The sequence below is a fragment of the Pleomorphovibrio marinus genome, from assembly GCF_003347495.1.
Classification (GTDB): domain Bacteria; phylum Bacteroidota; class Bacteroidia; order Cytophagales; family Cyclobacteriaceae; genus Pleomorphovibrio; species Pleomorphovibrio marinus.
This window is the reverse complement of sequence record NZ_QCXY01000001.1, coordinates 758,136-781,045: the sequence shown is the minus strand read 5'-3', so window position 1 is coordinate 781,045 and position 22,910 is coordinate 758,136. Positions and strand designations below refer to the sequence as shown.

At 44.2% G+C, this 22,910-nt stretch carries 14 protein-coding genes; 8 read left to right on the top strand and 6 right to left on the bottom strand.

Annotated features, from left to right (window positions below; translation table 11 throughout):
* Window positions 1-10: 10 nt before the first annotated feature.
* From DB520_RS03265 to nhaC, 4 genes are all read right to left on the bottom strand, one after another.
* Complete coding sequence (locus DB520_RS03265; RefSeq protein ID WP_198675225.1) at window positions 11-3,322, bottom strand: SusC/RagA family TonB-linked outer membrane protein; 3,312 nt, start codon at window positions 3,320-3,322, stop codon at window positions 11-13.
* Window positions 3,323-3,511: 189 nt separating this feature from the next.
* On the bottom strand, window positions 3,512-4,606 hold the full coding sequence (locus tag DB520_RS03260; RefSeq protein ID WP_114748194.1) for a FecR family protein: 1,095 nt from the start codon (window positions 4,604-4,606) through the stop codon (window positions 3,512-3,514).
* A 107-nt stretch (window positions 4,607-4,713) separates the two neighbouring features.
* The gene (locus tag DB520_RS03255; RefSeq protein ID WP_114748193.1) at window positions 4,714-5,313 is read right to left on the bottom strand and encodes an RNA polymerase sigma factor; all 600 of its coding nucleotides are present in this window, start codon (window positions 5,311-5,313) and stop codon (window positions 4,714-4,716) included.
* Between the two features lie 182 nt (window positions 5,314-5,495).
* On the bottom strand, window positions 5,496-6,911 hold the full coding sequence (gene nhaC, locus DB520_RS03250; RefSeq protein WP_114748192.1) for a Na+/H+ antiporter NhaC: 1,416 nt from the start codon (window positions 6,909-6,911) through the stop codon (window positions 5,496-5,498).
* A 283-nt stretch (window positions 6,912-7,194) separates the two neighbouring features.
* Here nhaC and DB520_RS03245 point away from each other — a divergent pair, with 283 nt between their 5' ends.
* Both DB520_RS03245 and DB520_RS03240 read left to right on the top strand, forming a co-directional pair.
* Window positions 7,195-10,194, top strand: a complete 3,000-nt coding sequence (locus DB520_RS03245) for a SusC/RagA family TonB-linked outer membrane protein (protein WP_114748191.1) — start codon at window positions 7,195-7,197, stop codon at window positions 10,192-10,194.
* Window positions 10,195-10,205: 11 nt separating this feature from the next.
* Window positions 10,206-11,558 (top strand): RagB/SusD family nutrient uptake outer membrane protein, encoded by a 1,353-nt coding sequence (locus DB520_RS03240; protein ID WP_114748190.1) that lies wholly within the window; start codon window positions 10,206-10,208, stop codon window positions 11,556-11,558.
* Window positions 11,559-11,741: 183 nt separating this feature from the next.
* On the opposite strand, the gene DB520_RS03235 is transcribed toward DB520_RS03240, so the two are convergent.
* Together DB520_RS03235 and DB520_RS03230 are read right to left on the bottom strand one after the other, a co-directional pair.
* Entirely contained in the window at window positions 11,742-12,137 is a 396-nt protein-coding gene (locus DB520_RS03235; RefSeq protein ID WP_114748189.1) for a DUF805 domain-containing protein, read from the bottom strand.
* 88 nt (window positions 12,138-12,225) lie between these two features.
* Window positions 12,226-13,008, bottom strand: coding sequence for a type III pantothenate kinase (locus DB520_RS03230; RefSeq protein WP_114748188.1), 783 nt, complete (start codon window positions 13,006-13,008; stop codon window positions 12,226-12,228).
* 69 nt (window positions 13,009-13,077) lie between these two features.
* Between DB520_RS03230 and DB520_RS03225 the strand changes: the two genes are divergently transcribed.
* From DB520_RS03225 to DB520_RS03200, 6 genes are all read left to right on the top strand, one after another.
* Complete coding sequence (locus DB520_RS03225; RefSeq protein WP_114748187.1) at window positions 13,078-13,557, top strand: GNAT family N-acetyltransferase; 480 nt, start codon at window positions 13,078-13,080, stop codon at window positions 13,555-13,557.
* Between the two features lie 75 nt (window positions 13,558-13,632).
* Window positions 13,633-16,491, top strand: coding sequence for an alpha-L-rhamnosidase (locus tag DB520_RS03220; protein WP_114748186.1), 2,859 nt, complete (start codon window positions 13,633-13,635; stop codon window positions 16,489-16,491).
* Between the two features lie 190 nt (window positions 16,492-16,681).
* A complete protein-coding gene (locus DB520_RS03215) occupies window positions 16,682-19,105 on the top strand; it encodes an outer membrane beta-barrel family protein (protein ID WP_114748185.1) in 2,424 nt (807 codons plus the stop codon).
* Between the two features lie 255 nt (window positions 19,106-19,360).
* Entirely contained in the window at window positions 19,361-20,374 is a 1,014-nt protein-coding gene (locus tag DB520_RS03210) for a nucleoside hydrolase (protein WP_114748184.1), read from the top strand.
* Window positions 20,371-21,042: a YdcF family protein gene (locus DB520_RS03205; protein ID WP_114748183.1), complete on the top strand. Its 672-nt coding sequence runs from the start codon at window positions 20,371-20,373 to the stop codon at window positions 21,040-21,042. The genes DB520_RS03210 and DB520_RS03205 overlap by 4 nt, the downstream gene beginning before the upstream one ends.
* Before the next feature lie 115 nt (window positions 21,043-21,157).
* Window positions 21,158-22,864, top strand: a complete 1,707-nt coding sequence (locus tag DB520_RS03200; RefSeq protein ID WP_114748182.1) for a pectate lyase — start codon at window positions 21,158-21,160, stop codon at window positions 22,862-22,864.
* The last annotated feature ends 46 nt before the right edge of the window (window positions 22,865-22,910 follow it).

Genomic DNA, 22,910 nt, shown 5'->3' with positions numbered 1-22,910 from the left:
ATTGTTTGCGTTAGAAAGATAAATTGATACCCGTTGTGATGATCCTGGCATTGGGGTAGGCCCCATAGTCAATTCCCAGTGCGGTGTCTGCTCCATGTACGGAACTGGATTCCGGATCTATTCCTGAGTAATTGGTAATGGTCCAAAGGTTGATACCACTGACAAAAACCCTGAGGTTAGCCACATTCTTTATCCATTGAGTTGGGAAATCATAACTTAAACTGACATTTTTTAACCTTAGGAAATCACCACTTTCCAAGAACCTAGTGGATTGGGTAAAATTAAGATTGGTTAGGCTAAATGCAGGAATATCCGAGGTTTCATTAACCCCTGGAATATACCGATCCCTGATTTCAGACAATACAGGCTGTCTGGCATCTGCACTGCCAGAAATGGCCGCAGCCCGGGTATAGTGGAGCTTGTCAAAGCCGAAAACCCCTTGAAAAAATACGTTAAGAGTAAATGATTTATAATTTACAGTATTATTCCACCCCAAGGAGGTGGTGGGAATACCTGTGCCTATGACCTGAAAATCAGAGGATGTAATGGCTCCATCATTATTGAGATCCTCATACCTTGAATCCCCAGGCACCGCCCCAAAAACCTGAGCTTGGCTCTCCTCCCCAGGTTTCCAGGTACCCAAATAGTTTAAGCCCCAATAGGAGCCCAATGGGCTTCCCGGAGTCACTACGTATTCGGATTGCGTAGACATTCCGGCACCTACATTGGTATTGGTGAAAATTCTATCCGCTATTCCTCCCAAGCTAACCACCTCATTCCGGACATCGGAAATATTAAAGGAACTGGTCCAGCTTGCCATTCGGTTTTTGAAAATATTTGCAGACACGGTTACTTCCCATCCTTTATTCTGTACTTTACCCAAATTTCTGGTGATGAAGCCGGCACCAACATAACCCGGAAGCTGTTGATTGATCAGTAGGTCTCTGGTATTTTTTACAAACACATCACCTTCCACGTATAAGGCCCCATCCAAAAACTCCATTTCCACGCCTATGTTGCTCTGCTCGGTGGTTTCCCACATAAGGTTAGGGTTCCCAGGGTTGCCAAGCATAATTCCACTCACCACTCCACTTCCGTTAAAGGATACAAGGGGATCTGTCCGGTAGGTGGATTGGGTAGCATAAGGATTGATGGCTTGGCTGCCGGTTATTCCCCAGCTACCCCTGATCTTAAACAGGCTGAGGGTACTTTGTCCCTGCATAAATGATTCCTCTGAGATATTCCACCCACCAGCAATGGAGGGAAACACGCTCCATCGGTTGTCTTCACGGAATTTGGAAGAACCATCCCTTCTAATGGCCATGGTGAGTAAATACTTGTCTTGGAAGGAATAATTCACCCTACCAAGAAAGGACATAAGCGTCCATTTTTGGTAAGCGGAAGACACATTGAAGGATCCGGCTAACCCGATATTTTCAAATCCGAGCGAGGGGTCTTTGAGTTGGTTAGCAGTGGTGGAAAAGGAATTATTTGTAAATTCCTGGGTTTCAAAAACTCCTACCACGTCCAACAAGTGTCCTTCCCCAAGTTCCTTCTTGTAGGTTAATGCACTGGTGCTTTGTAGGGTTATCTGTTCACTGGAACTCCTTGTGGCACGTGGGTTCCTGTTGGTAACATAAGTACCGTATAAAAATTTGTTTTGTTGGTTGAAATAGTTTACCGCATATTGCACATCCAGTGATAGGCCATCGGCCAACTTATAATTAAGACCACCTAATACATTACCAGTAGTCCTCTCTTCTATCAACATCCTATCGTAAAGTAGTGCTACTGGGTTTTCCTTTACCGATCCTACGGGGTCGTTCATGGTGTATTCTCCAAGACTGTTAAAAATGGGTGTGGTAGGTGCCCAGGCTAAGGCCTGGACCAAAGGACTGGCAGTGCCAAAACCGATGGTAGAAGTGTTTTGGTTGGTCCCCCTAGAGCCAAACATGTTTACCCTGAAAGACAGCCTCTCGTTTACCTCGGTGGAAAGATTGGCACGGAGTATTTGTCTTTTGAAACCTGAGTTTTCTATAATTCCATCCTGGTCCAGTATGTTTGCAGAGACCATGAAAGTGGTTTTTTCACTTCCCCCCGAAACACTGATTTGATGTTCTTGTCCAGTGGCAGTTCTGAAAATTTCGTCCTGCCAGTCTGTGCCTCCTTCTCTCCTAAATCTCTCCAGTTGATCCTGGGAGAATAAGGGCATAAGCCCTGTGGCTTCACTGCGTTCATTGGCCACCTCCGCAAATTCGGCAGCTCCCATGGTGTCATACCTTCTTAGGACTTCCGAAAAGGAAAATTGGTTGTTGTAATTAACCTTAATGTCGCCTTTCTGTCCTCTTTTGGTGGTAATAATGATTACCCCGTTTGCACCCCTGCTACCATAAATGGCTGTAGAGGCAGCATCTTTTAGCACCTGTAGGCTTTCTATATCGTTGGGGTTTACGGTAGAAAAATCTGCACCCACATAGCCATCTATGACATAGAGTGGATCATTACTTCCCGTAATGGAATTGGCTCCCCTAATCCTGATTCTGACTTCTCCGCCTGGTGCTCCTCCGCTATTGGTAACTTGGACTCCGGCGGCTCTTCCCTGCAATACCTGATCCAAGCGAGTGACGGGCTGGTTTTCAAATTCCCGATTATCTATGGAAGATATAGAACCCGTTAGTTTGCTTTTTGCCTGAGTTCCGTAACCGACCACCAAGACCTCCTCCAAGGAGGAGGCATCTTCAGAAAGCTGAATATTCATTACCGATTGGGTACCCAGCTTCACCGTTTGGGTTTCATAGCCTATGTAGGAAAAAACGAGAACGGATCCCTCTGGGACATCAATAGAAAAGTTGCCATCAATATCCGTGACGGTGCCTAGTGAAGCTCCCTGGACCGAAATAGTGGCACCAGGAAGGGGCATGCCGTTCTGGTCGGTAACAGTCCCGGTAATCATCTGTGTGGTTTGTTGGGTGAGCGGGGGAGTGGGGTTTTCTTTTACCCTATTCACATGGATATTGTTATCCACTTGTTTAAACTTGAGACTAGACTGTGTAGAAATAAAGGACAACACCTCATAAAGGCTGTCCCCATTACTGTGGATTGCAATGGGTGGCAATTCCCTGATTTCCCTGTTTTCAAAAACAAAATTGAAGTCAGTTTGCTTTTCCAGTTCCTTGAAGGCCCTGTCCACTCTCATTTCTGGCAGGTTTAGAAAAACCTTTACCTCTTCGATATCCTTGACTTGTGCATTTCCATTGCTTGCTACCAATAGACTCATGGTCATACATTGGAAGAAGAAAGATATAGTAAATAATTTAGTCATGTGGAGTACATGATTTAGTAGGCTATTTTTCATACTTTTACATAGTTTATTTAGGCGAATACCAATTGTTTAAATAGACGCTCGGGAGAAAGCCGGAATCTTTCCTTCCCGATTTAGTACATGGCCGTGGGTGCGGGAACACCTGCGGCTTTTTTGTTTTTTCACATATTTACATAGGCAAATGGGTTTTTATTTGAAGGTGATATATATATGATCCTTATTGATTTTGAATTCAAATCCCGCTGAATGACTCAATCCAATCAAGACGTTTTTTAGGGTTTGGTCGTGAAAGCGCCCTGAAAACGCCATATCTCGGGAAGGTTTATTACGGAGATGGATGTGTACACCATACCAGTTTTCCAAGGTCCTTACGATAGTTGGTATAGATGTATGGTCAAAAACTATGGTTTTCTTGGTCCAGGCAATGGTGCTTTCTATGGCAAAAGGTCTTTTGGAGACTTGCTGATCTTGATAGCCAATGTTTACCATTTCCCCAGGTGACAGATAAACCTGTTCAAGTTGGCCAGTGTCTATATTTACCTTTACAGAACCACTAACCAGTGAAATGTCCAAATCTTCTCTTTCGAAGGCTTTAATGTTAAAGGAGGTGCCCAAAGCAATGGTGGTTACCTGCCCCGTTTTTACTTTAAAGGGACGTTTTGGCTGGTTGGAAACCTCAAAATAGGCTTCTCCATAGAGCTCTATTTCCCTTCTGTCGGGCTCAAAATTTTTGAGGTATTTGAGGCGGCTGCCCGAGTTTAGAATTACTTTGGAACCATCCTGTAGGGTAAGGTTGGACTTTATCCCCGGAGGAGCAAAATGCTCCTCGTACTCTGGAGCTGCTACTTCGATAGGGGATTCCTCAAAGGAATAATATGGTGCGTTGATCAAAAAAGAGGCAAAGAAAGCAAGTAGAAGAATTCCGGCTATCCTGTGTATTTGTTCCAATTCAAATACCTTTTTTCTCTTATCCCTAGGCTTGAGCAGGGAACTCAGGGAATGGATGGGAACCACTTTCTTTTCCTCCGGGTTCTCGCTAAATTGCTGGATCGCCTTAAGGATATTTTGTCTAGCTGCTTCTTTTCTTTCCGAATCCACCTTAAAGGTAAACCTGGACATATTGATGACTATCTTCCTGGCCAAGAGAATGTCTTCCCGTTTTTGAGGATATTTTTCCAAGTAATCCTCCCAAAAAATATTGGAAGTCTTGTCTGTATGCAACACCCAATTCCGGAACTCTAGGTCCAGTACAAAATCCTCTATGGTATAATCAGCCTTACACATAAATTCGAATGGTTAAGAGCATAGAGACAGATAGGTGCAAAAGTTATCCTTGGTGTTGAAGTTTTTTTTAAAAAACTTTTAATCCTGTCACCTGTATGGGATCCTTGCTAAAGAAAGAGGTAAAAGGGAAGAAAAAATAAGCTTCGTTTAAGGGTTGATATGGCCTTCCATGCAAGGGTATAAACAGACCTAAGGTTAATCCCCATTAGCTTGGAGGCCTCTTCGTAGGAAATGCTTTCGAAAAACAAGTAATGGATTACTTCTTTTTGTCGCAGGGGAAGATCATTTATCGCTTTGGCCAGTGCCCTTTGAAGTTTTTCTTCTCGGTGGTAGCTTGCGTTCTTTTGTTCCTCGGCTAAAAGTCTGGAGGACTCCACCTCCCAGTATTCCCCCTCACATTTGTGCTTTTTTCTTTTTTTTATCTCCCTAAAAATTTTATGGTTAAGAGATCTTAGTAAATAGAATTTAACCTGTTCTACCTTTTGAAGGTTTTTATGGTACTTCCATAGGTCAATAAAAACATCTTGAATACAATCCTGAATAAAATCCGGATGCTGTACAATCCCTAACCCATATTGAAAAAGTTCATCTGAAAACCGCTTGTAAATACCATCAAGCCCATTGATATCACCAGATCTCAATGATTCCCAATCCTGAAGCAAGGAGTCAGGGGGTAAATTTTCACCTTCTACATTCAAGGCAGACATTTTGGGTTAATTGTTATTTTGAATTTACCCTTGAATGTAGTGCATTCAATGGTTCAATCCAACTTTTACCCGTGAATAGTTTATGAAATGCAAAAATAGGAAACGAAGCGTCATAAGCCGTTAACCAAGGACAAAAAGCATTTCTAACCATGAAGACTTGAGCAGGCAAACTTGGATAAGGTTTATGGTTTATCTTCCGTTTTCTGGTATCCATCCTTATCCTCCTCCATAGTAATCCCCGCATACCCATAAATCGCCACCAAAATTGCCGTAAACCAACATAAAAAAGCATAGGGAAAATAGTTTGCCGCAGAAACACCAAGGGTTGAATAAACAAAAATTGCATTGCTGTTCCAGGGTATCAATGGCGCAGTGAGAGTACCTCCAGCTTCAAGGGTGCGGCTCAGGTTTTTTAATTTCAATTTTCGTCTCCGGTAGGTTTCTTCGAACATCTGCCCTGGAAGGATAACGGCCAGGTATTGGTTGGCACCAAAAATATTCACAAACACAGCAGTGCCAAGTACAGTGACAGTAAGGTTACCCGTGCTGCTGACAAACCGGGACATCGTTTGTAATACGCTTTTTAGCATTCCCGTTTTATTCATAATTCCACCAAACGCCAATGATATCAGTGCCAAGTTGATCACATTATACATGCTTTCCATCCCACCGGTTGAAAACAGGGAATCCATTTCATCCTTTCCTGTTTCCATCACAAATCCTGAGTGGAGGGTCTCAACTAATGTAGCTGTATTGCCCCCTTGAAATACCAAATACCCAATACTCCCCAAGACCACGCCTATACTCAGGCTGGGTATAGCAGGAACCTTTTTTATAATCAGGAAAATAACAATTAAAGGGGGCAAAAACATTACCATCGAAAGGTCAAAATGTTCCTGGATGTGTTCGGCATATTCGCCCGTATCGGCTGAAGAATCACTGCCCGGTATAAACAATCCAACCAAGGTGAATGCTGCAAGGCAAATCCCCAGGGAGGGTAAGGTAGTATATAGCATGTGCTTTATGTGTGGATAAAGACCTACCCCTAATACCGAAGGAGTGAGGTTAGTAGAATCAGACATGGGGGAAAGCTTGTCCCCAAAAAATGAACCAGATACTACTGCACCAGCAGAGATAGCAGTGGGAACGCCTAAACCCTCGCTTACACCTATGGCGGCAACCCCTAGCGTGCCTATGGTTGACCATGAACTGCCAGTAACCAAGGCCATTACGCAGCAAAAAAGTAAAATAAGTGGTAAAAACCACTTAGCTACAAAAAACTTGAACCCATAATACATCAGTGCAGGGACTATACCACTGGCTATCCAAACTGCCATGAGCATACCTATTATCAAAAGGATTATCACAGATGGTACAGTTCTACTGATAGGATAGGTGAAACCCTCCTCAATATCTTTCCAGGAATATCCCCACCAATAGCCGCAAAATCCCGCAACCACAGCCCCAAGAAACAATGAAAAGTGTGGCTCCACCTCGAAAACAAAAACAGAGAAACCGAGTGAAGCCCCAGTTATGACCAGGGGAATTAACGCTAGCCATGGAGGGGGAGTGCCGCAATCTTTTCTTTGCTCAGCCATTTATTAGGGGAACAAAACTAGGGGATAAGATACTTTTCAACTTTAAAAATAACCAATCTTTTTTTAGGTATAAAATCTTTTTGACCTCAGACTTGTACATGTAGAATTTGCACTCCATACTCTAAATAAACCTATTAATTTACCAACTTTAATCTCTTATACTTTCCGAGATATTTTTGTTAATAACATGTTTTCAAAATATAATTGGATTAACTACTCAATTTTAAATAAATTATTTATTTTTCAACACCTATTATTAATATATCAACTAATCGTAAAATGTATGAAAAGAATTTTATTCCTATTTTGGTTTTGTGCAGGGCTACTGGGAAATGTGGCAGCACAACAAGAAATTTCCGGAACAGTGCGTTCTGAGTCGGATGGTGAGCCTATTCCTGGCGTAAGCATCATGGTAAAGGAAACAGGTTCCGGAGTGGTCACGGACGAATCTGGAAGGTTTGTCCTCAATGTCCCTGAACAAGGCAGAACCTTGGTATTTTCCTTTATCGGCATGACCAGAAAGGAGGTTACTATTGGTAATCAAACGACTTTTGACATCAGCTTGGGAGAAGACCAGCAGCGGCTGGATGAGGTGGTAGTCATCGGGTATGGCACCATGGATAGAAAACGTCTGGCAAGCGCCGTGAGCACCATTAGCAGCGACGACATCGAAAGGGATCTTTTACCCTCCCTCACCCAAGCTATTCAAGGAAAGGCCGGTGGTGTTCAGGTAACCCAAAATTCGGGAACCCCTGGTGGGGGAATCAGTGTGCGCATTAGGGGCACCACATCCATCAATGCCAGTTCCGAGCCCCTCTATGTAATAGACGGTGTACCGGTAAATAGTAGCACAAATTTTAGGGGTGGACAGGACTTCAACTTTGGGGGTGCAGATCAGGGCATAAACATATTAGCTTCCATTAACCCCAATGATATCGCCTCTGTAGAGGTTTTAAAGGATGCTGCGGCCACCGCTATCTATGGCGCAAGGGCCTCCAATGGTGTGGTCATGGTTACCACCAAGAGAGGTAGGGCCAATGAAAGTCAAATCAGTATTAATGCCTATGCCGGTGTTTCTGAAGTCCCAAAAGAAAGGTGGCTGCCTTTTATGAACGCCCCAGAATATATCGATTATATTCAGGATCTTTGGAGCTACAGGCCCCAAGGTGGAAGCCCTCATCCGGACATCCTGAATCCCAATGTGGACGTGGACTGGCAACGGGAAACGTTTCGAACAGCGGCCATACAAAATTACGAGATTTCGGCTTCTGGGGGTAGTGAGAAAACTCAATACTATACCTCATTCGGCTATTATAACCAGGAAGGCACAATTCTTAATTCTGGTTTTGACAGGTTAAGTTTTCGACTGAACCTGGACCATCAACATAGTGATCGCTTGCAGTTTAATACCAATGTAAACATCACCAGGGCATTTAACCGTAGAATCCAAGAGGAAAACTCCAGGTCTGCGCCTATACGAAACGGTCTGGTGACCCCGCCTACGATTCCAGTAAGGGACGCGGCAGGAGAATTTGTGTATGACCCACAAGTGACATCTAGGGAGAACCCAGTGGCATGGCTTACCTTACCCACCAACAATGCCGAAAACCTAAGGCTCCTTACCAATGTGGGTGCTTCTTACCAAATTTCAGATGCGCTTTCCTTTAAAACCAACATTGGTGTGGATATAAACAATATAGAGGAAACCTTCTTTTTGCCCCCTTTTGGCGTAAGGTTCAACCAGGGGATAGGACTAGGAGGCAGCCGGGTCACCAAGGACCAACTTTGGCTGAACGAAAACTACCTTCGATATGACCAGGGCTTTGGTGAGCGGCACAGCGTAGATGCTATTCTGGGGATTTCCTTCCAAGAATCCCGCTTCGGTTTTACCGATGCGCGCAGAACCAACTTCCCGTTTAACGAGATACCTGTGATAGGGGCAGGAGGAATAGTAAGTGGGGCAAACGCCAGTATTCAGGAATGGAGTATCGTTTCCTACTTTTCGAGGGTAAACTACAACCTGGATGATAAGTACCTTTTCTCCCTCAACTACAGGATAGATGGTTCCTCCCGCTTTGGAGCACTGAATAAATACGGACATTTTCCTGCCTTTGCTTTTGCATGGCGGTTGGGTGAGGAGAATTTCCTGAGAGACAATGGGCTTTTCGAGGACCTAAAATTGAGAACAAGTTGGGGATTAACAGGCAATCAGGAAATCCCTAACTATGTGAATCAGATACTCTATTCAGGGGGACAGGTTTACAACCAGCAACCCGGATTTCTTCCAAATGTGTATGGCAGTGGGGAGCTTGGCTGGGAAACTACCGAGCAGTTTAATGTAGGAGTAGACTTCGGGCTTTTTGATGGTCGGGTTCAGGTACTTGCAGACTACTATGTGAAAAATACCAGGGACCTTTTAATTCAGGTGCAAATACCTCGTACTTCAGGTTATCAAAACACCTTTACGAATCTAGGGGAAATCCAGAACAAGGGTCTTGAATTTGAAGTGAGTACCCGAAACCTCACTGGGGAGTTTGTGTGGAACACCTCCTTCAACATGACATTCAACCGCAACACAGTGGTGAATTTGCCGGAGGGGGATTTATTGGGGGGAATAGGAAACTTTAATATTGCAAGGGAAGGCCTTCCGCTCGGATCCTTTTTTGGATGGGCCATGCACGGGGTAAACCCCGAAACGGGCATGATCGACTTCGAAAGGAATGACGGGACACTGGGACCACCTAGCCGACAAGAAGATAGGCGGATTATCGGTGACCCAAATCCTGACTTTTACGGGGGTGTTACCAATAACTTCTTTTACAAAAACTTTGATTTGAGCATCATGGGTCAATTTGTGGGAGGAGTGGACCTTTATAACTATACTGCATTTTACCGTTTTTCCGGATTTAACCTCAGTGGCAATGGAGACAGTGCCTGGACTAGGAGATGGAGGCAGCCCGGTGACATTACTGATGTACCCAGACCTTCCCCAGGAAGCCTGGACAACGCCGCAGTTTCTACGAGATGGGTGGAAGACGGGTCTTTTTTTAGGATTAGGAACATCTCCTTCGGTTATTCACTGCCCAGTTCCCTTTTGGAAAGGCTAAAGGTGTCCAATATGAGGATTTATACCACGATCCAAAATGCCTTTGTATTTACCCGGTATTCTGGCTATGACCCAGAGGTAAACGCCATGTCTAGCGACGGCATTGCCTATGGTACAGACCATTCCAATTATCCTCAGCCCAGGATTTTTACCGGCGGACTATCCATCACCTTTTAACTGTCAACGTCATGAATAAAAAGATAATTTTACACCTTTGCCTCGCACTAGTGGCCACCCTATGGTCTTGTGATGATTTCATAGATAAGCAACCCATAGACCAATTGAGCCAAGCCACCTTCTTTGCGGATGAACCCACCACCAGAACGGCGATTATTGGGGCATATCGGAGCCTTACTACCAGTTTCAGCTATGGCCAGGCTTTTATAGTCGTGCCGGAGTTTGCAGCGGGACATATGGAGCATATTTCCGGTTTTCCGGAATACGTGGAATATAGCAATTTTGCAATCAGGATAGATAATCCTTGGTCCCTAAATATGTGGACAGCCTTTTATGCCTCCATCAACGCCAGTAATAACATTATTGCCTACGCCCCAGAAATAGAAGGCTTTGTAAATAATACTGCCATCCAGAATTTGGTTCGTGAAGCCCAGTTTATTAGGGCATTGGCTTATTTTAATTTGGTTAGGGGTTGGGGACAGGTTCCGCTTATCCTGGAACCCACTTCCGAGCAGACGACTAGTGCAGACCTTAGGGTAAGCAGAAATGCTGTAGAGGAGGTTTATGCCGCTATCATCTCTGATTTGCAAGGGGCGGTGGCCCTACCATTGACAGCTAGCGGTTCCCAAAAGGGCAGAGCCAGCGGAATTGCTGCTAGAGCCCTATTGGCCAAGGTTTACCTTTATACAGGGGATTATGGTCAGGCTGCTCAGTTAGCAGAAGAGGTGCTTGAAACGGGTGGATATGGGCTTGTGGAAAATTTTGAGGATGTATGGTTGGGCGAAAACTCTGAGGAATCCTTGTTTGAGCTTCAGTTTGACCAGCAAACCCCAAATTCCTTTGTGCAAAATGCCAATCCTGCCTCCAGGCAAGAATTCTTTGCTCGCGAAAGTGCCTTGGAAATTTTTGAAGAAGGTGATTCGAGAAGGGATTTCACCCTTAGGAGAGCTGAGGACAACACAGGCGCTGAACGTTTGTATGTAGGAAAATACAGAAACTTCAACCCTCCAGCTCAAAATATCCCTGTACTCCGACTCGCGGAGGTCTACCTTATCCATGCCGAGGCCTTGGCCAGAAGCAGCAACACCATAAGCCAGGCAGTCCTCAACAGCCTAAACGCCATACGGCAACGTGCGGGACTGGATCCTTTATCTGGTGGGACGAGTGTAGAGGAATTTGTGAGAACTGTACAAGAGGAAAAGCGGAGGGAGATGATGTTCGAATCCGAAGCTTGGTTTGACTTATGCCGTACAGGGCTGGCCACGGAAGTACTTGGGGTACCTTCTTCCCAGCGATTTGTGTTTCCTATCCCACAGTTGGAGCTGGATTTGAATCCTAATTTGGATCAAAATACCGGGTACTGAGGGAAACGAATAGATGCTAGTATAAACCATAAAGAAAACCTTTGGGAAGGCTCCATTCCCAAAGGTTTTTATTCTCTATGCCGGGTAGGGAAATTCAAATTTCTTAATACCTTACTTTTACACCTTTTTTTCCCATTCGGCACCTCAACTTTCGGAATGCCAAATTAGGAACACCTTCCGTAATTAGGCATCGCTGGATACACTGCCTGACATTGCTGTCTTAGGATTTGGCCCATATTGATTTTGATAGGGCTGGCTATCCTGAACCAAAAAAACCAGAAGAATGATAAAGCCAATCACAGGGATAAATCCAGCTAAAACCCATAAACCAGACTTTCCTGTATCGTGCAACCGCCTTACTGCTACTGCAATACTAGGAACCAATACAGCTAGGGAGTAAAGACCATTTAAAGCCATGGTTCCCACAAAAACGTCCACAATCGCTAAACCTACACCAATCAAAAAATTGAAAAGTGCAAAATACCAAAACTCACTTCTTCTTGCCCGTCCAGAAAACTGGGCGTAGTTATTTTTCAGTGTGTTTAAATAGTAATCAAAAGGCTGGGGTTGAGCATTCATAGTATAATATTTTAGTTGAAATATAGAATTTCACAAAATAATAGGTTCTGGGATTATTACCAAATAATAAATGGCTTTCTCAGAGGAATTACGATTTTATCTTTTGGTTAGCTTTGGTGATCAACCGTATACCTTCAACGGTCAAATAAGGATCTACTAGGTTAAACCGATGTTGTAGCGTAGTCAGAATGGTGGACAGCCCCCCTGTGGCTACAATGCTAAAGTTCTCCTCACATTCCTTGATAATGGCATCCAACATGCCGTTTACCAGTCCGGTGTAGCCATATAATATTCCTGCCTGTATGGAATGAACCGTTCCTTGGCCCAAAACAGATTTGGGCATCTCCAGTTTTACTTCCGGTAATTTAGCGGTATTCATGGCCAAGGATTTTAGTGCCGTTTTTATGCCGGGAACGATGTTGACCCCAATAAGTTGACCGTTATTGTCCACTACAGTGAAAGTAAGTGCAGTTCCAAAATCGACAATAATGCAGGCTTGGTGGAATACGGCGAAGGCGGCCATTGCATTTGCCATCAGATCCGATCCAATCTCGTCTGGCTTTTTGGTATTAATGGGAAGATTCCGGTAACTTTTCCCCTTGATCAGATAGGCCTCTTTTCCAAAAAACTTCTTGCAGAAACCTTGCAGGGTTGCATTAAGCTCTGGTACCACCGAACTGAGCCCAATTTGAGTTACCTTGGAAGGACTAAGCCCCAACTCCAAAAAAAACAAACCCGTGTGCTGGTCTAAGCTAGCTAGGGTAAGGTTTTTTTGGGTGTTGATCCGGAGCTCATTTGTCCATGCGTTTTCAGCTTCATCAAATAAGCTGAAGACAATATTGGAATTCCCTGCATCAATGGATAAAAACATAAAGTGTATATTTGAACTCAAAGATAAAAAATGTTGGATTGAATAAGGTGATTTTTACTACAAGTGCCTATGTTTAGTATCAGAGAAGGAAAAAAGGAAGATATTCCAGCCATATTTGAATTGATAAAGGAATTGGCCCTATACGAGAAAGCCCCAGAAGAAGTCACCAATACCATTGAAATGATGGAAAAGGACGGTTTTGGGGAGGTTCCGGTATATGGTTTTTATGTCTTGGTCAAAAACAGCACTCAGGAAATTGTTGGCACAGCAATCTATTACTACCGTTACAGTACCTGGAAAGGCAAGCGGCTCTATCTCGAGGACTATATTATCACCGAAAAGGAAAGAGGTAAAGGGGGAGGAAAATTGCTCTTCGAAGCCGTGATGCGAAAATCCTTGGAAGAAGGATGCACCGGCATGATGTGGCAGGTGCTGGATTGGAATGAGCCCGCCATTCGATTCTACGAAAAGTATAGATCCGAATTTGAACAAGGCTGGATCAATTGCCACCTTCAATCTGAAGCCATATCTGAGTTGATAAACAGATAGTCATCCAAATACCCTCGCTGAGCCGGGGCAGCCCACCAAGTATCCTGCTGATTCACATAAGACAATGATATACAAATGAACCCCCTACCCATAGTAACCTTGCTTGTTAGTTTGCTTTCCATAGGACCTAGTTTTTCATCAGATCTTACTCCTTACTACCTACGTTGTGAATATCTGGTAAATCCGGTAATCGACGAGGAACTACCTCGATTGAGCTGGATTCTACAATCGGATACTAGGTCTCAGGTTCAAACTTCCTATCAGCTACTGGTGGCAAGCAATCCGGAGCTGCTGGATGAGGGCAAGGCTGACCTTTGGGATTCCGAAAAAGTGAACAGCTCCCAAACTAACCAAGTAGTGTATGAGGGAAAGCCATTGCAATCTGGTCAAATTTGTTATTGGAAAGTCCGCAGTTGGGATAAGGATAACGAGGCCGGACCTTGGAGTGATGTTGCTACTTGGGAAATGGGCTTTCTTGAAGAATCTAACTGGGAGGCAAAATGGATAGGAAAAGATTATACCCAAGAAACGGCACCTATAACTTTCAAGGAGAAAGAACTTATTCTCCCCCCATCCCCCCTATTGAGAAAAACCGCACAGGTGAAAAAGCAGGTGAAAAAGGCTAGACTTTATACAACAGCACTTGGCTTATTCGAATTCAGAATTAATGGGAAAAAGGTAGGGGAAGACTATTTAAGTCCTGGATGGACAGACTATGATAAAAGGGTGTATTACACGGTGCATAATGTAAAAGATTACTTGGTGGAAGGGGCTAATGTGTTGCAATCCGAACTTTCCTATGGCTGGTTCAGCGGATACATTGGGTATGCCCTATTGGTGGGTAATCCCACGGTTAGGGCCTTCTATGGTGAAACTCCAGCCTTAAAAGCCGAGCTACATATCACATATTCTGATGGAAGCCAGGAGAAAATTATTACAGATTCCTCATGGAAACTAAGCAAGGGGGGCACCCTGGAGTCGGATATTCTGCATGGTGAAACCTTCGATGCAAGGAAGGAGCCAAGAGGATGGGAAGCGCCCTCCTTTGACGACAGTGGTTGGGATAATGTATCCATCATCGAGGCTGGGAAAAGAAACCTGCAAGTATATCCTGCACAGCCGGTTCAAGTCACCGATACATTAAGACCAGTTTCTGTAACCGACAGAGGTAATGGAAGGTATATTTTTGACATGGGGCAGAATTTTGCTGGTGTAGTAAGCCTGAAAGTCAAAGGAGAAGCCGGTGATAAAGTGGTGCTACGTTTCGGAGAAATGCTACACGATGACGGAAGTTTAATGGTGGAAAATCTGCGTATGGCAAGGGCTATAGATACCTACATATTACGTGGGGACCAGGAGCAGGAAGAATGGACACCTAAGTTCACCTATCACGGTTTCCAATATGTGGAAGTGACGGGCTATCCTGGAACCCCAGACAAAAACAGCATCACCGGGTTAGTACTAGGCTCCAACACTCCTAAAGCCGGTCATTTTGAGACAGACCATGATATGGTCAATCAGCTTTACTCCAATATTGTATGGACACAGCGGGCCAATTTTGTGGATATCCCTACCGACTGTCCACAGCGGGATGAACGTTTGGGCTGGACGGGAGATGCACAGATATACGGTGGAACTTCAACTCTCAACATGGACGTGTCCGCTTTCTTTACCAAGTGGATTCAGGACTTGCATGATGCACAGTGGGAATATGGGGCGTATCCAGACTATGCCCCTGCTCCTCCTATTAGGGTTACCGATACCTTTGCTCCCGGCTGGATGGAAGCTGGTGTGATTAATCCCTATGAAATGTACAGGGCCTACGGGGATACAAGGATTATAGAGAAAGGTTGGAAACAAATGGAGAAATTTATGGACTTTCACGCGGAAAGGAGCAATGGAAAGTACTTTTATCCTGAGGGATCCTTTGCGGACTTGCACCCAAAAGGAGGATACGGAGATTGGCTTTCCATAGGAAAAAAGACACCTCCAGACATGTTGGCGACCTTCTATTACGGGTATGTGGCCTCCTTGATGGAGGAAATGGCCCGTGCCCTAGGAAAAAGTGACCGAGCCAACCACTATGGGCAGGTAGCCACAAAGGTGAGAGAGGCCTTTGCGGTTCATTATATGGATCCCTCTTCCTCCCAATTTAAAACCGATGAAACAGTTTATGGAGATGGAGATGGTTATGTAGATGGGCAGAAGGGTTTTTCTGGACACACCCAAACCGCCTATGCCAATGCTATTTACAAAGATTTTTTGAAAGGTGAGGAAAAAGAAAAAGCCGGTAACTTTCTTGCCGAACTGGTACGGGAAAACCAAGGTAAGTTGGCGACAGGGTTTTTGGGAGTGAAGCAATTACTACCGGCTCTTTCCACAACTGGCCATTCGGATATTGCTTATCAATTGCTACTGAATACAGAGTACCCTTCTTGGGGCTTTGAGATAGAAAATGGGGCCACTACTATTTGGGAAAGGTGGGATAGCTATGTGAAGGATGATCCTGAAAAGATGGCTGGTCTTAATGCGGGAATGAATTCCTTTAGCCATTATGCGTTTGGGTCAGTTTATGAATGGATGTTTCGGCATATGGCTGGCATCACGGCGGATGAACCCGGATATCGCAGGTTTAGCATAAAACCAGAGTTACCTGATTCCGAAATTTCTTATGTACATGCTGATCACCATAGCATAAATGGGGAAATATCCAGTACTTGGATAAAAAAGGATAAGAAGCTTTCGCTTAAGGTAAGCATACCTGTAAATACACAGGCAGAAGTGTATGTTCCTACCATGGATGCGCAAACCTTACTATTGGATGGGAGGAGCCTTTCGGAGATCAAGGAGGTTGAGGTAGGCAAGTTTGAAGATGGGTATGTTTCCGTAAAGCTGGGGTCGGGAGAATATGAGTTTGAGTCTGCATGGGAGTAAAAATGGCTACTTCTATTAAACCTTGACTGATATTTCCTGTCTAATGCAGGGAAATAATACTGTTGTGTAATATCCGGTATTTACGAAATATTCAATGCGTTTTATCAGCTTACATTATCCATTTTCTTTTCATGTAAATTTTACAAATTCCTCTTCTGCAATTAACTACTTTTGTGGGAAATACGTCACTATGAAAAAACTCTTACCCGTAATTTTTTTTCTAACCCTTATTGGTCTTACTCAGGCACTGGCCCAAAGCAAGGGAAAAATAGCCGGAAAGGTGGTAGATGCCAATTCCAAAGAAGCATTGGAATTTGCCACGGTTAGTCTTTACCAAATCAATGTGGAGGGGGAACGTCAACTGGTGGATGGCAGTATTACTGAGCAAAATGGCAGCTTTACCCTAAACTCTCTCCATGGCAACTTTGAGGTGGTTGTAGAGTTTATCGGATATTCTCCCAAGACCTTAAGGGAAATCACCCTGGAAGCTGGGAATAGTACCTTGGATTTGGGAAACATTCTCTTGGATGGATCTGCCGAGGATTTAGATGAAGTGATTGTTCAGGGACAGAAAAATATGATGGAGTTGGCCTTGGACAAACGGATCTTCAATGTGGGTAAGGATTTGGCCAATATAGGAGGCACTGCTACGGATGTACTGATGAACCTTCCTTCCATTGCAGTGGACCCGGAAGGAAACGTAAGGCTTAGGGGTAGTGAAAACGTCCGTATCCTTATTGACGGCAAGCCTTCAGGGCTGGTGAGTTTCAAGGGAAGCAGTGGACTCCAACAACTCCCTTCCAACCTTATAGAGCGGGTGGAGGTAATTACGAACCCATCTGCGAGGTACGAGGCCGAAGGTATGGCTGGAGTCATCAATATTGTTCTCAAGAAAGAGAGTGCTCAGGGATTTAACGGGTCCTTTGAGGGTATTTTGGGAAATCCTACCAATTATGGCTTTGCTGCAAACCTCAATTACCGGCATAACAAAATCAATTGGTTTATCAATTATGGCTTGGCGTACAGAAAGGTGCCCAGGGTTGGTAATTTGCGCCAAGATGTGGCCACAGCAGACACCACCTTTTATTCCGAACAAAGCACTACCGGAACCGTCAACAGTATTAACAACAATATCCGGGCTGGCCTGGACTATTTTTTTAACGACAATAACATCCTGACGGCCTCTTATCTCCTGAGGAGAAGTGATGCGGAGCGGATTACCGATATCCGTTATGAGGATTATTCCCCTTCAGGTGTGATGGACAGCTATGCACTTCGTAGGCAGGTGGAGGACGAAAAAGAACCCAATTCGGAATATAATGTGTCCTATAAGAGGTCCTTTGAAGAAAGCGGACATGAATTGGTAGCATCGGTAACCTTCTTGAAATATTGGGAAAACTCAGATCAGGTTTATACCGAAAGTGCCTTTACTCCCGAGGGTGACCTCCTCCCATCGCGATCACTTCTGCAAACTTCCCTTAATGACGAGTTTGAAGACCAATGGTTGTTTCAGTTGGACTATACCAAACCTTTGGGTAAGGAAGGTAATTTTGAAACGGGACTAAGGAGCAGCTTCAGGGATATGGAAAATGACTTTAATGTAAGCGAGCAGGCAGAAACCGGGGAATTCATTCCCTTGCCAGGACTTGTAGACATATTTCTTTACAATGAAAACATTCATGCGGCCTATGCCATTCTAGGGAACAAAACGAATAAGCTCACCTACCAGGCAGGCTTGCGGGCAGAGTACACGGATGTAAAAACCACCTTGGTGCGGGCAAACGACATCAACCCCAGGGAATACATGGATTTATTCCCTAGTGCGCATCTAACCTACAACCTATCCCAGGATGACGCTTTCCAAGTAAGTTACAGCAGAAGAATCAGAAGGCCTTTTTACAATGACCTCAGTCCCTTTATGACCTTTTCGGACCAAAGAAACTTTTTTAGTGGAAACCCTGATTTGGATCCTGAATATACCGATGCCTACGAGGTAGGACACATTAAGTACCTAGAGCGGGGATCTATATTTTCATCTTTATACTTCAGGGATACCAGGGATAAGATAGACCGCATCAGAAGGGTGGATGAAGAGGGAAACTCCATTACCATCCCGGAAAACCTGGTTAGTGAGCGAGCAGTAGGAGCGGAATTCACCACCGATTACCAAATGACCGACTGGTGGAAAATGGATTTGAACCTCAATTTCTTTTATGCGGATATAGACGGTAGCAACATTATGGATCTTTACCGCACCAATACTTATAGCTGGTTTGCCAGGCTCACAAGCAGGTTTACCATAGCCAATACTGTCGACCTGCAAATCAGAGGGAACTACGAAGGAAGGCAAAGGGTGGCACAGGGTATTAGAAGAGCTCTGTATTATGCGGATATATCTGCCAGCAAGGATGTTTTCAGTGGCAGAGGTACCCTGGTGTTGAACGTAATGGACGTAGGAAATTCAAGAAGGAACCGCTTTATTTTTGAGGGCCCGGGATTTGTCACCGTTGGGGATGTGCTTCCAAGAAGGAGGCAGATTAATTTGTCCTTGAATTTCAGAATAAATCAAAATAAGACCACAGCGAAAAAATCCGATATTTTAGGAGATGAGTAAAGAAAAAAAGGCGTGTTTCACCACGCCTTTTTTATCCTAATGTTTTTAGAGTTAATTTGTTATTAAAACCATTGAGAAACCAATTGTTTTAAACTTATTCGACAAATATAAATAATTTCAATATATCATGAATAAAAATTTTTGATACAAGTATTGGAAGAATATATGTTATTAATTTTACACTTCTATTCAATCGAAATTTTCGTTTTATGACAATTTCCCAATTTAAATACCTAAAATTAATTTTACTTAGATATGATTTTACACCTTTACCTTTTCACCATCGCTGCTTTTTTTCCATTAAAGGATAGTCTTTTATCGCCCCCCAGGCTTCAGGTGATTTTTGATACGGACATGGGTTCCGATTGTGACGATGTGGGTGCACTTGCCCTTTTGCACCACTATGCAGATCAGGATAAGGTGGAGATCTTAGGTTGTGTATATAGTTCAGGAAGGATTCCTTATGGTGCTGCAGTAGTGCAAGCGATAAACGAGTATTATGATCGTGGTGACATCCCCGTTGGTGCCAACCAAGACCCGGAGGTAGGGGATCCGGTGGACAAAATGCATGCAGAGAAGCTGGCTAAGGACCGGGCTGCCTTTGGGCACAGGATCGTCCACAATAAGGATGCGGAAGATCAAACCAGCCTGAATAGAAAATTAATTGCTCAAGCAGCCGACTCCTCGGTTCTGTATATCACAGTGGGCCATACCAAGGGACTTTACGATCTTCTGGTTTCCCAACCCGATGAATTTTCCCCCTTAGATGGAAAAGCATTGATTCAACAGAAATTAAAGGCCTGGGTGGCACTGGGGGCTTTAGGTGCTTATAATGAAAAAGGCCATTTTGTCAGAGATTGGAATTTCTATTTTAACAATACTAGTACCTACACCGCATATCTTGTGGAGCACTTTCCTGCCGCTGCCTATTTTGTGGATGCTGGATCTAAAGTGATGACCGGAAAATCATTAATTCCTACTCCTCCAGGAAATATTGTACGAACCGCTTATCGGGACTGGCTTTGGAATGTGGAAGAAAAGACATTGGAGGACCAGAGGCCTAGCTGGGATTTGGCCACTGTATTTTTTGCAGTGGAAGGTCTTGGATCCTTTTTGGAGTTTGCACCAGCGGGCCATCTGGAGTTTGACGTAGAAAAAGGAAGCAAATGGAACACCGAGTTAGAGAAGAAAAACCACTATTATGTGCGTCAAAGAGAGGGTAAAAATGAATTATTTTCAGAGTACCTGAATGAAAGAATCGTAAAATGAGAGAAAAATATAGATCAAAGGCTTCAAAATCGGTTTCAACCTTCGCGCAAATCCTTTGGGATTACCATCACGTCAACCACAGCATTTGCCCTATGGATTGCATATTGGTATTGGGAAGCAACGATACCAGGGTGGCGGAAAGAGGGGCCGAATTGTACCTGGAGGGTTATGCACCCTTGCTGGTTTATTCTGGAGGCTTAGGTAACTTTACAAAGGGCAATTGGGAGGAGCCAGAGGCGGATAAATTTACAAAAATAGCCATTTCAATGGGTGTACCTTCCTCCAAAATTTTAATAGAAAACCGCTCCACAAATACGGGAGAAAACCTTAGATTGACCAAGAAGCTTTTTGACGCCGAGGGCATAGACCCACAGCGCTTTATCCTGGTACAGAAACCTTTTATGGAGCGGCGCAGCCTCGCCACATTTGAGAAAGAATGGCCCGACAAGGAAGTGCGTGTGACCAGTCCTTTACTTTCACTCCAAGATTACCCAAATGAGGAAATCAGTTTTAAATTACTGGTGAATGCCATGGTGGGAGATCTCCAACGCATAAAGTTGTACCCGGAAAAGGGTTTTCAGACTTATCAGGAAATTCCGGGTGAGGTTTGGGAAGCTTATTTGGCTCTTATTGATATGGGCTATGACAAGCATTTGATAGGGGAATAGGCAAAAAAAGTTATCCAAACATCAAAATATTGCCCTTGAAAGGTAAATTTTCGCTGTGAGCTATTGGTTATATTTTTTATTTAGGTATCTTATTACCCCAAAACCACCAGTAGCCATGAAAACCCAGATCACCCAAGGGCTCATCATTTCTTTAATTTTTCTCTTTGGGAGCTTATTTGCCTTAAGGCAAAACAACCATTCCCTGGCAGAAGATACCATTTATTCTGGGGATTCTGATCGGATAGCTGCGGTAAAAGCTTTTGCCAAGGTGGCACTAAACTATGCCCAAGATAATTTCAGGGATTCCCCAACTCCTTTGTTTGTAGATGGATTAAGTGTAGAGGATTACAAACCTGTGACTTGGGTCCATGAGGGGGAAAAATGGATTCCCAGCAATCTGGCAAATCAACAGAACTTTTTTCGTACCCTTGTAGGGCTCAGTGAACTTACAGGGGATGATTCCTATTCTTCCGCAGCCCAATCAGCCATGGAGTATGGTTTCAAAAATTTGCAACACGAAAATGGATTGATCTATTGGGGTGGACACCGTTTTTTGGATCTTTCCACCGGAAAAGCTGTAGGAGAAGGGTACAGGCACGAATTTAAGTTCACCCTCCCCTTTTACGAATGGATGTATGAAGTGGATAGCTCCTCCACACTAACTTTTATCAGGGCCTTTTGGAATGCCCATATACTGGATTGGGGAAAACTGGATATGAACCGGCACGGTCACTATGAGGACGAGCTGGGTGAATTGTGGAACCACCAATTTGAAGGGGCTGACCCCTTTTTTGAGGGAGATGGCCTTACCTTTATTAATGCAGGCACGGATTTGATTTACGCTGGCTTGATGCTCTATCACTTTACCGGAGAAAAAGGCGCTTTGGATTGGAGCCTTAAATTGGCGAAACAATATGTGAATGCCCGGCATCCCGAAACGAAGCTGGGGGTGTATCAATACAGTAAGCCTGTAAGAAGGGACACCCCTCCCAATGAGGGGCCATTACCCACCACCTCCAACTACGGAGATCGTGCTGAAAACCAATTTTCCGCAGACTTTGGTGAGGTGGCCAAGGAAGGGTATATATTAAGGAATCCTGCCTCAATTTACGGTAATAACGCCATCGTTCAATTGCAAATGGCGGAGCAGTTGGGAAAGGAGGGCAAAGAGCTATTGGAGTGGACCATTGAGGGGCTGTTGGCTTGGGCTAAGTACGGCTATGACGCCGAAAAAAACCTTGCCAAGCCTATTTTGGCAGATGGTACTGATCTTACCGGTTACACCATTAAACGGGATGGCTATTTTGGAAAAAGAGGACAACGTTTTCAAGCAGATGAATCACCTATGATTTTATTTTGGTCCTTTGCGCTGGCTTATCGATTGAGTGGAGATGAACGTCTTTGGCAAACCATGCGGGCTATGGGCAAGGGCCACGGTCTTGGGGATTTGGGGGAAGTACCTGGAAAGCTGCTGCAAATCGAATTCGGGACAGCACAATCTGATCCTTTGGCCATTTTCGCACTTATGGAGATTATCCAATCGAACCCCTCCAAGGCCTACAAGGAGCTGGCCGAAAGTATAGGGGACAACATATTGGAGCACAGATATGTAAACAATTTATTTGTTCCTAGTGAAGATCACCTTTATGCCAGTCTAAGTGCCGTAGAACCCTTGGCATTGGTTAGTTTGGAGGCTATGTTGAGGGGAGAAGCTGATAAGGTTCCAAGGTATAACGGAGGCAGTGGCTACTTTCATGGCCCTCACGACGACTATGGCCGGACTACGGATAAAGCGGTGCTTTGGTCGGCTCAAAGAGAGTGACCGCCAGAATTCAAATACTGACAGTCACTTTGTAAAACATCTTTTT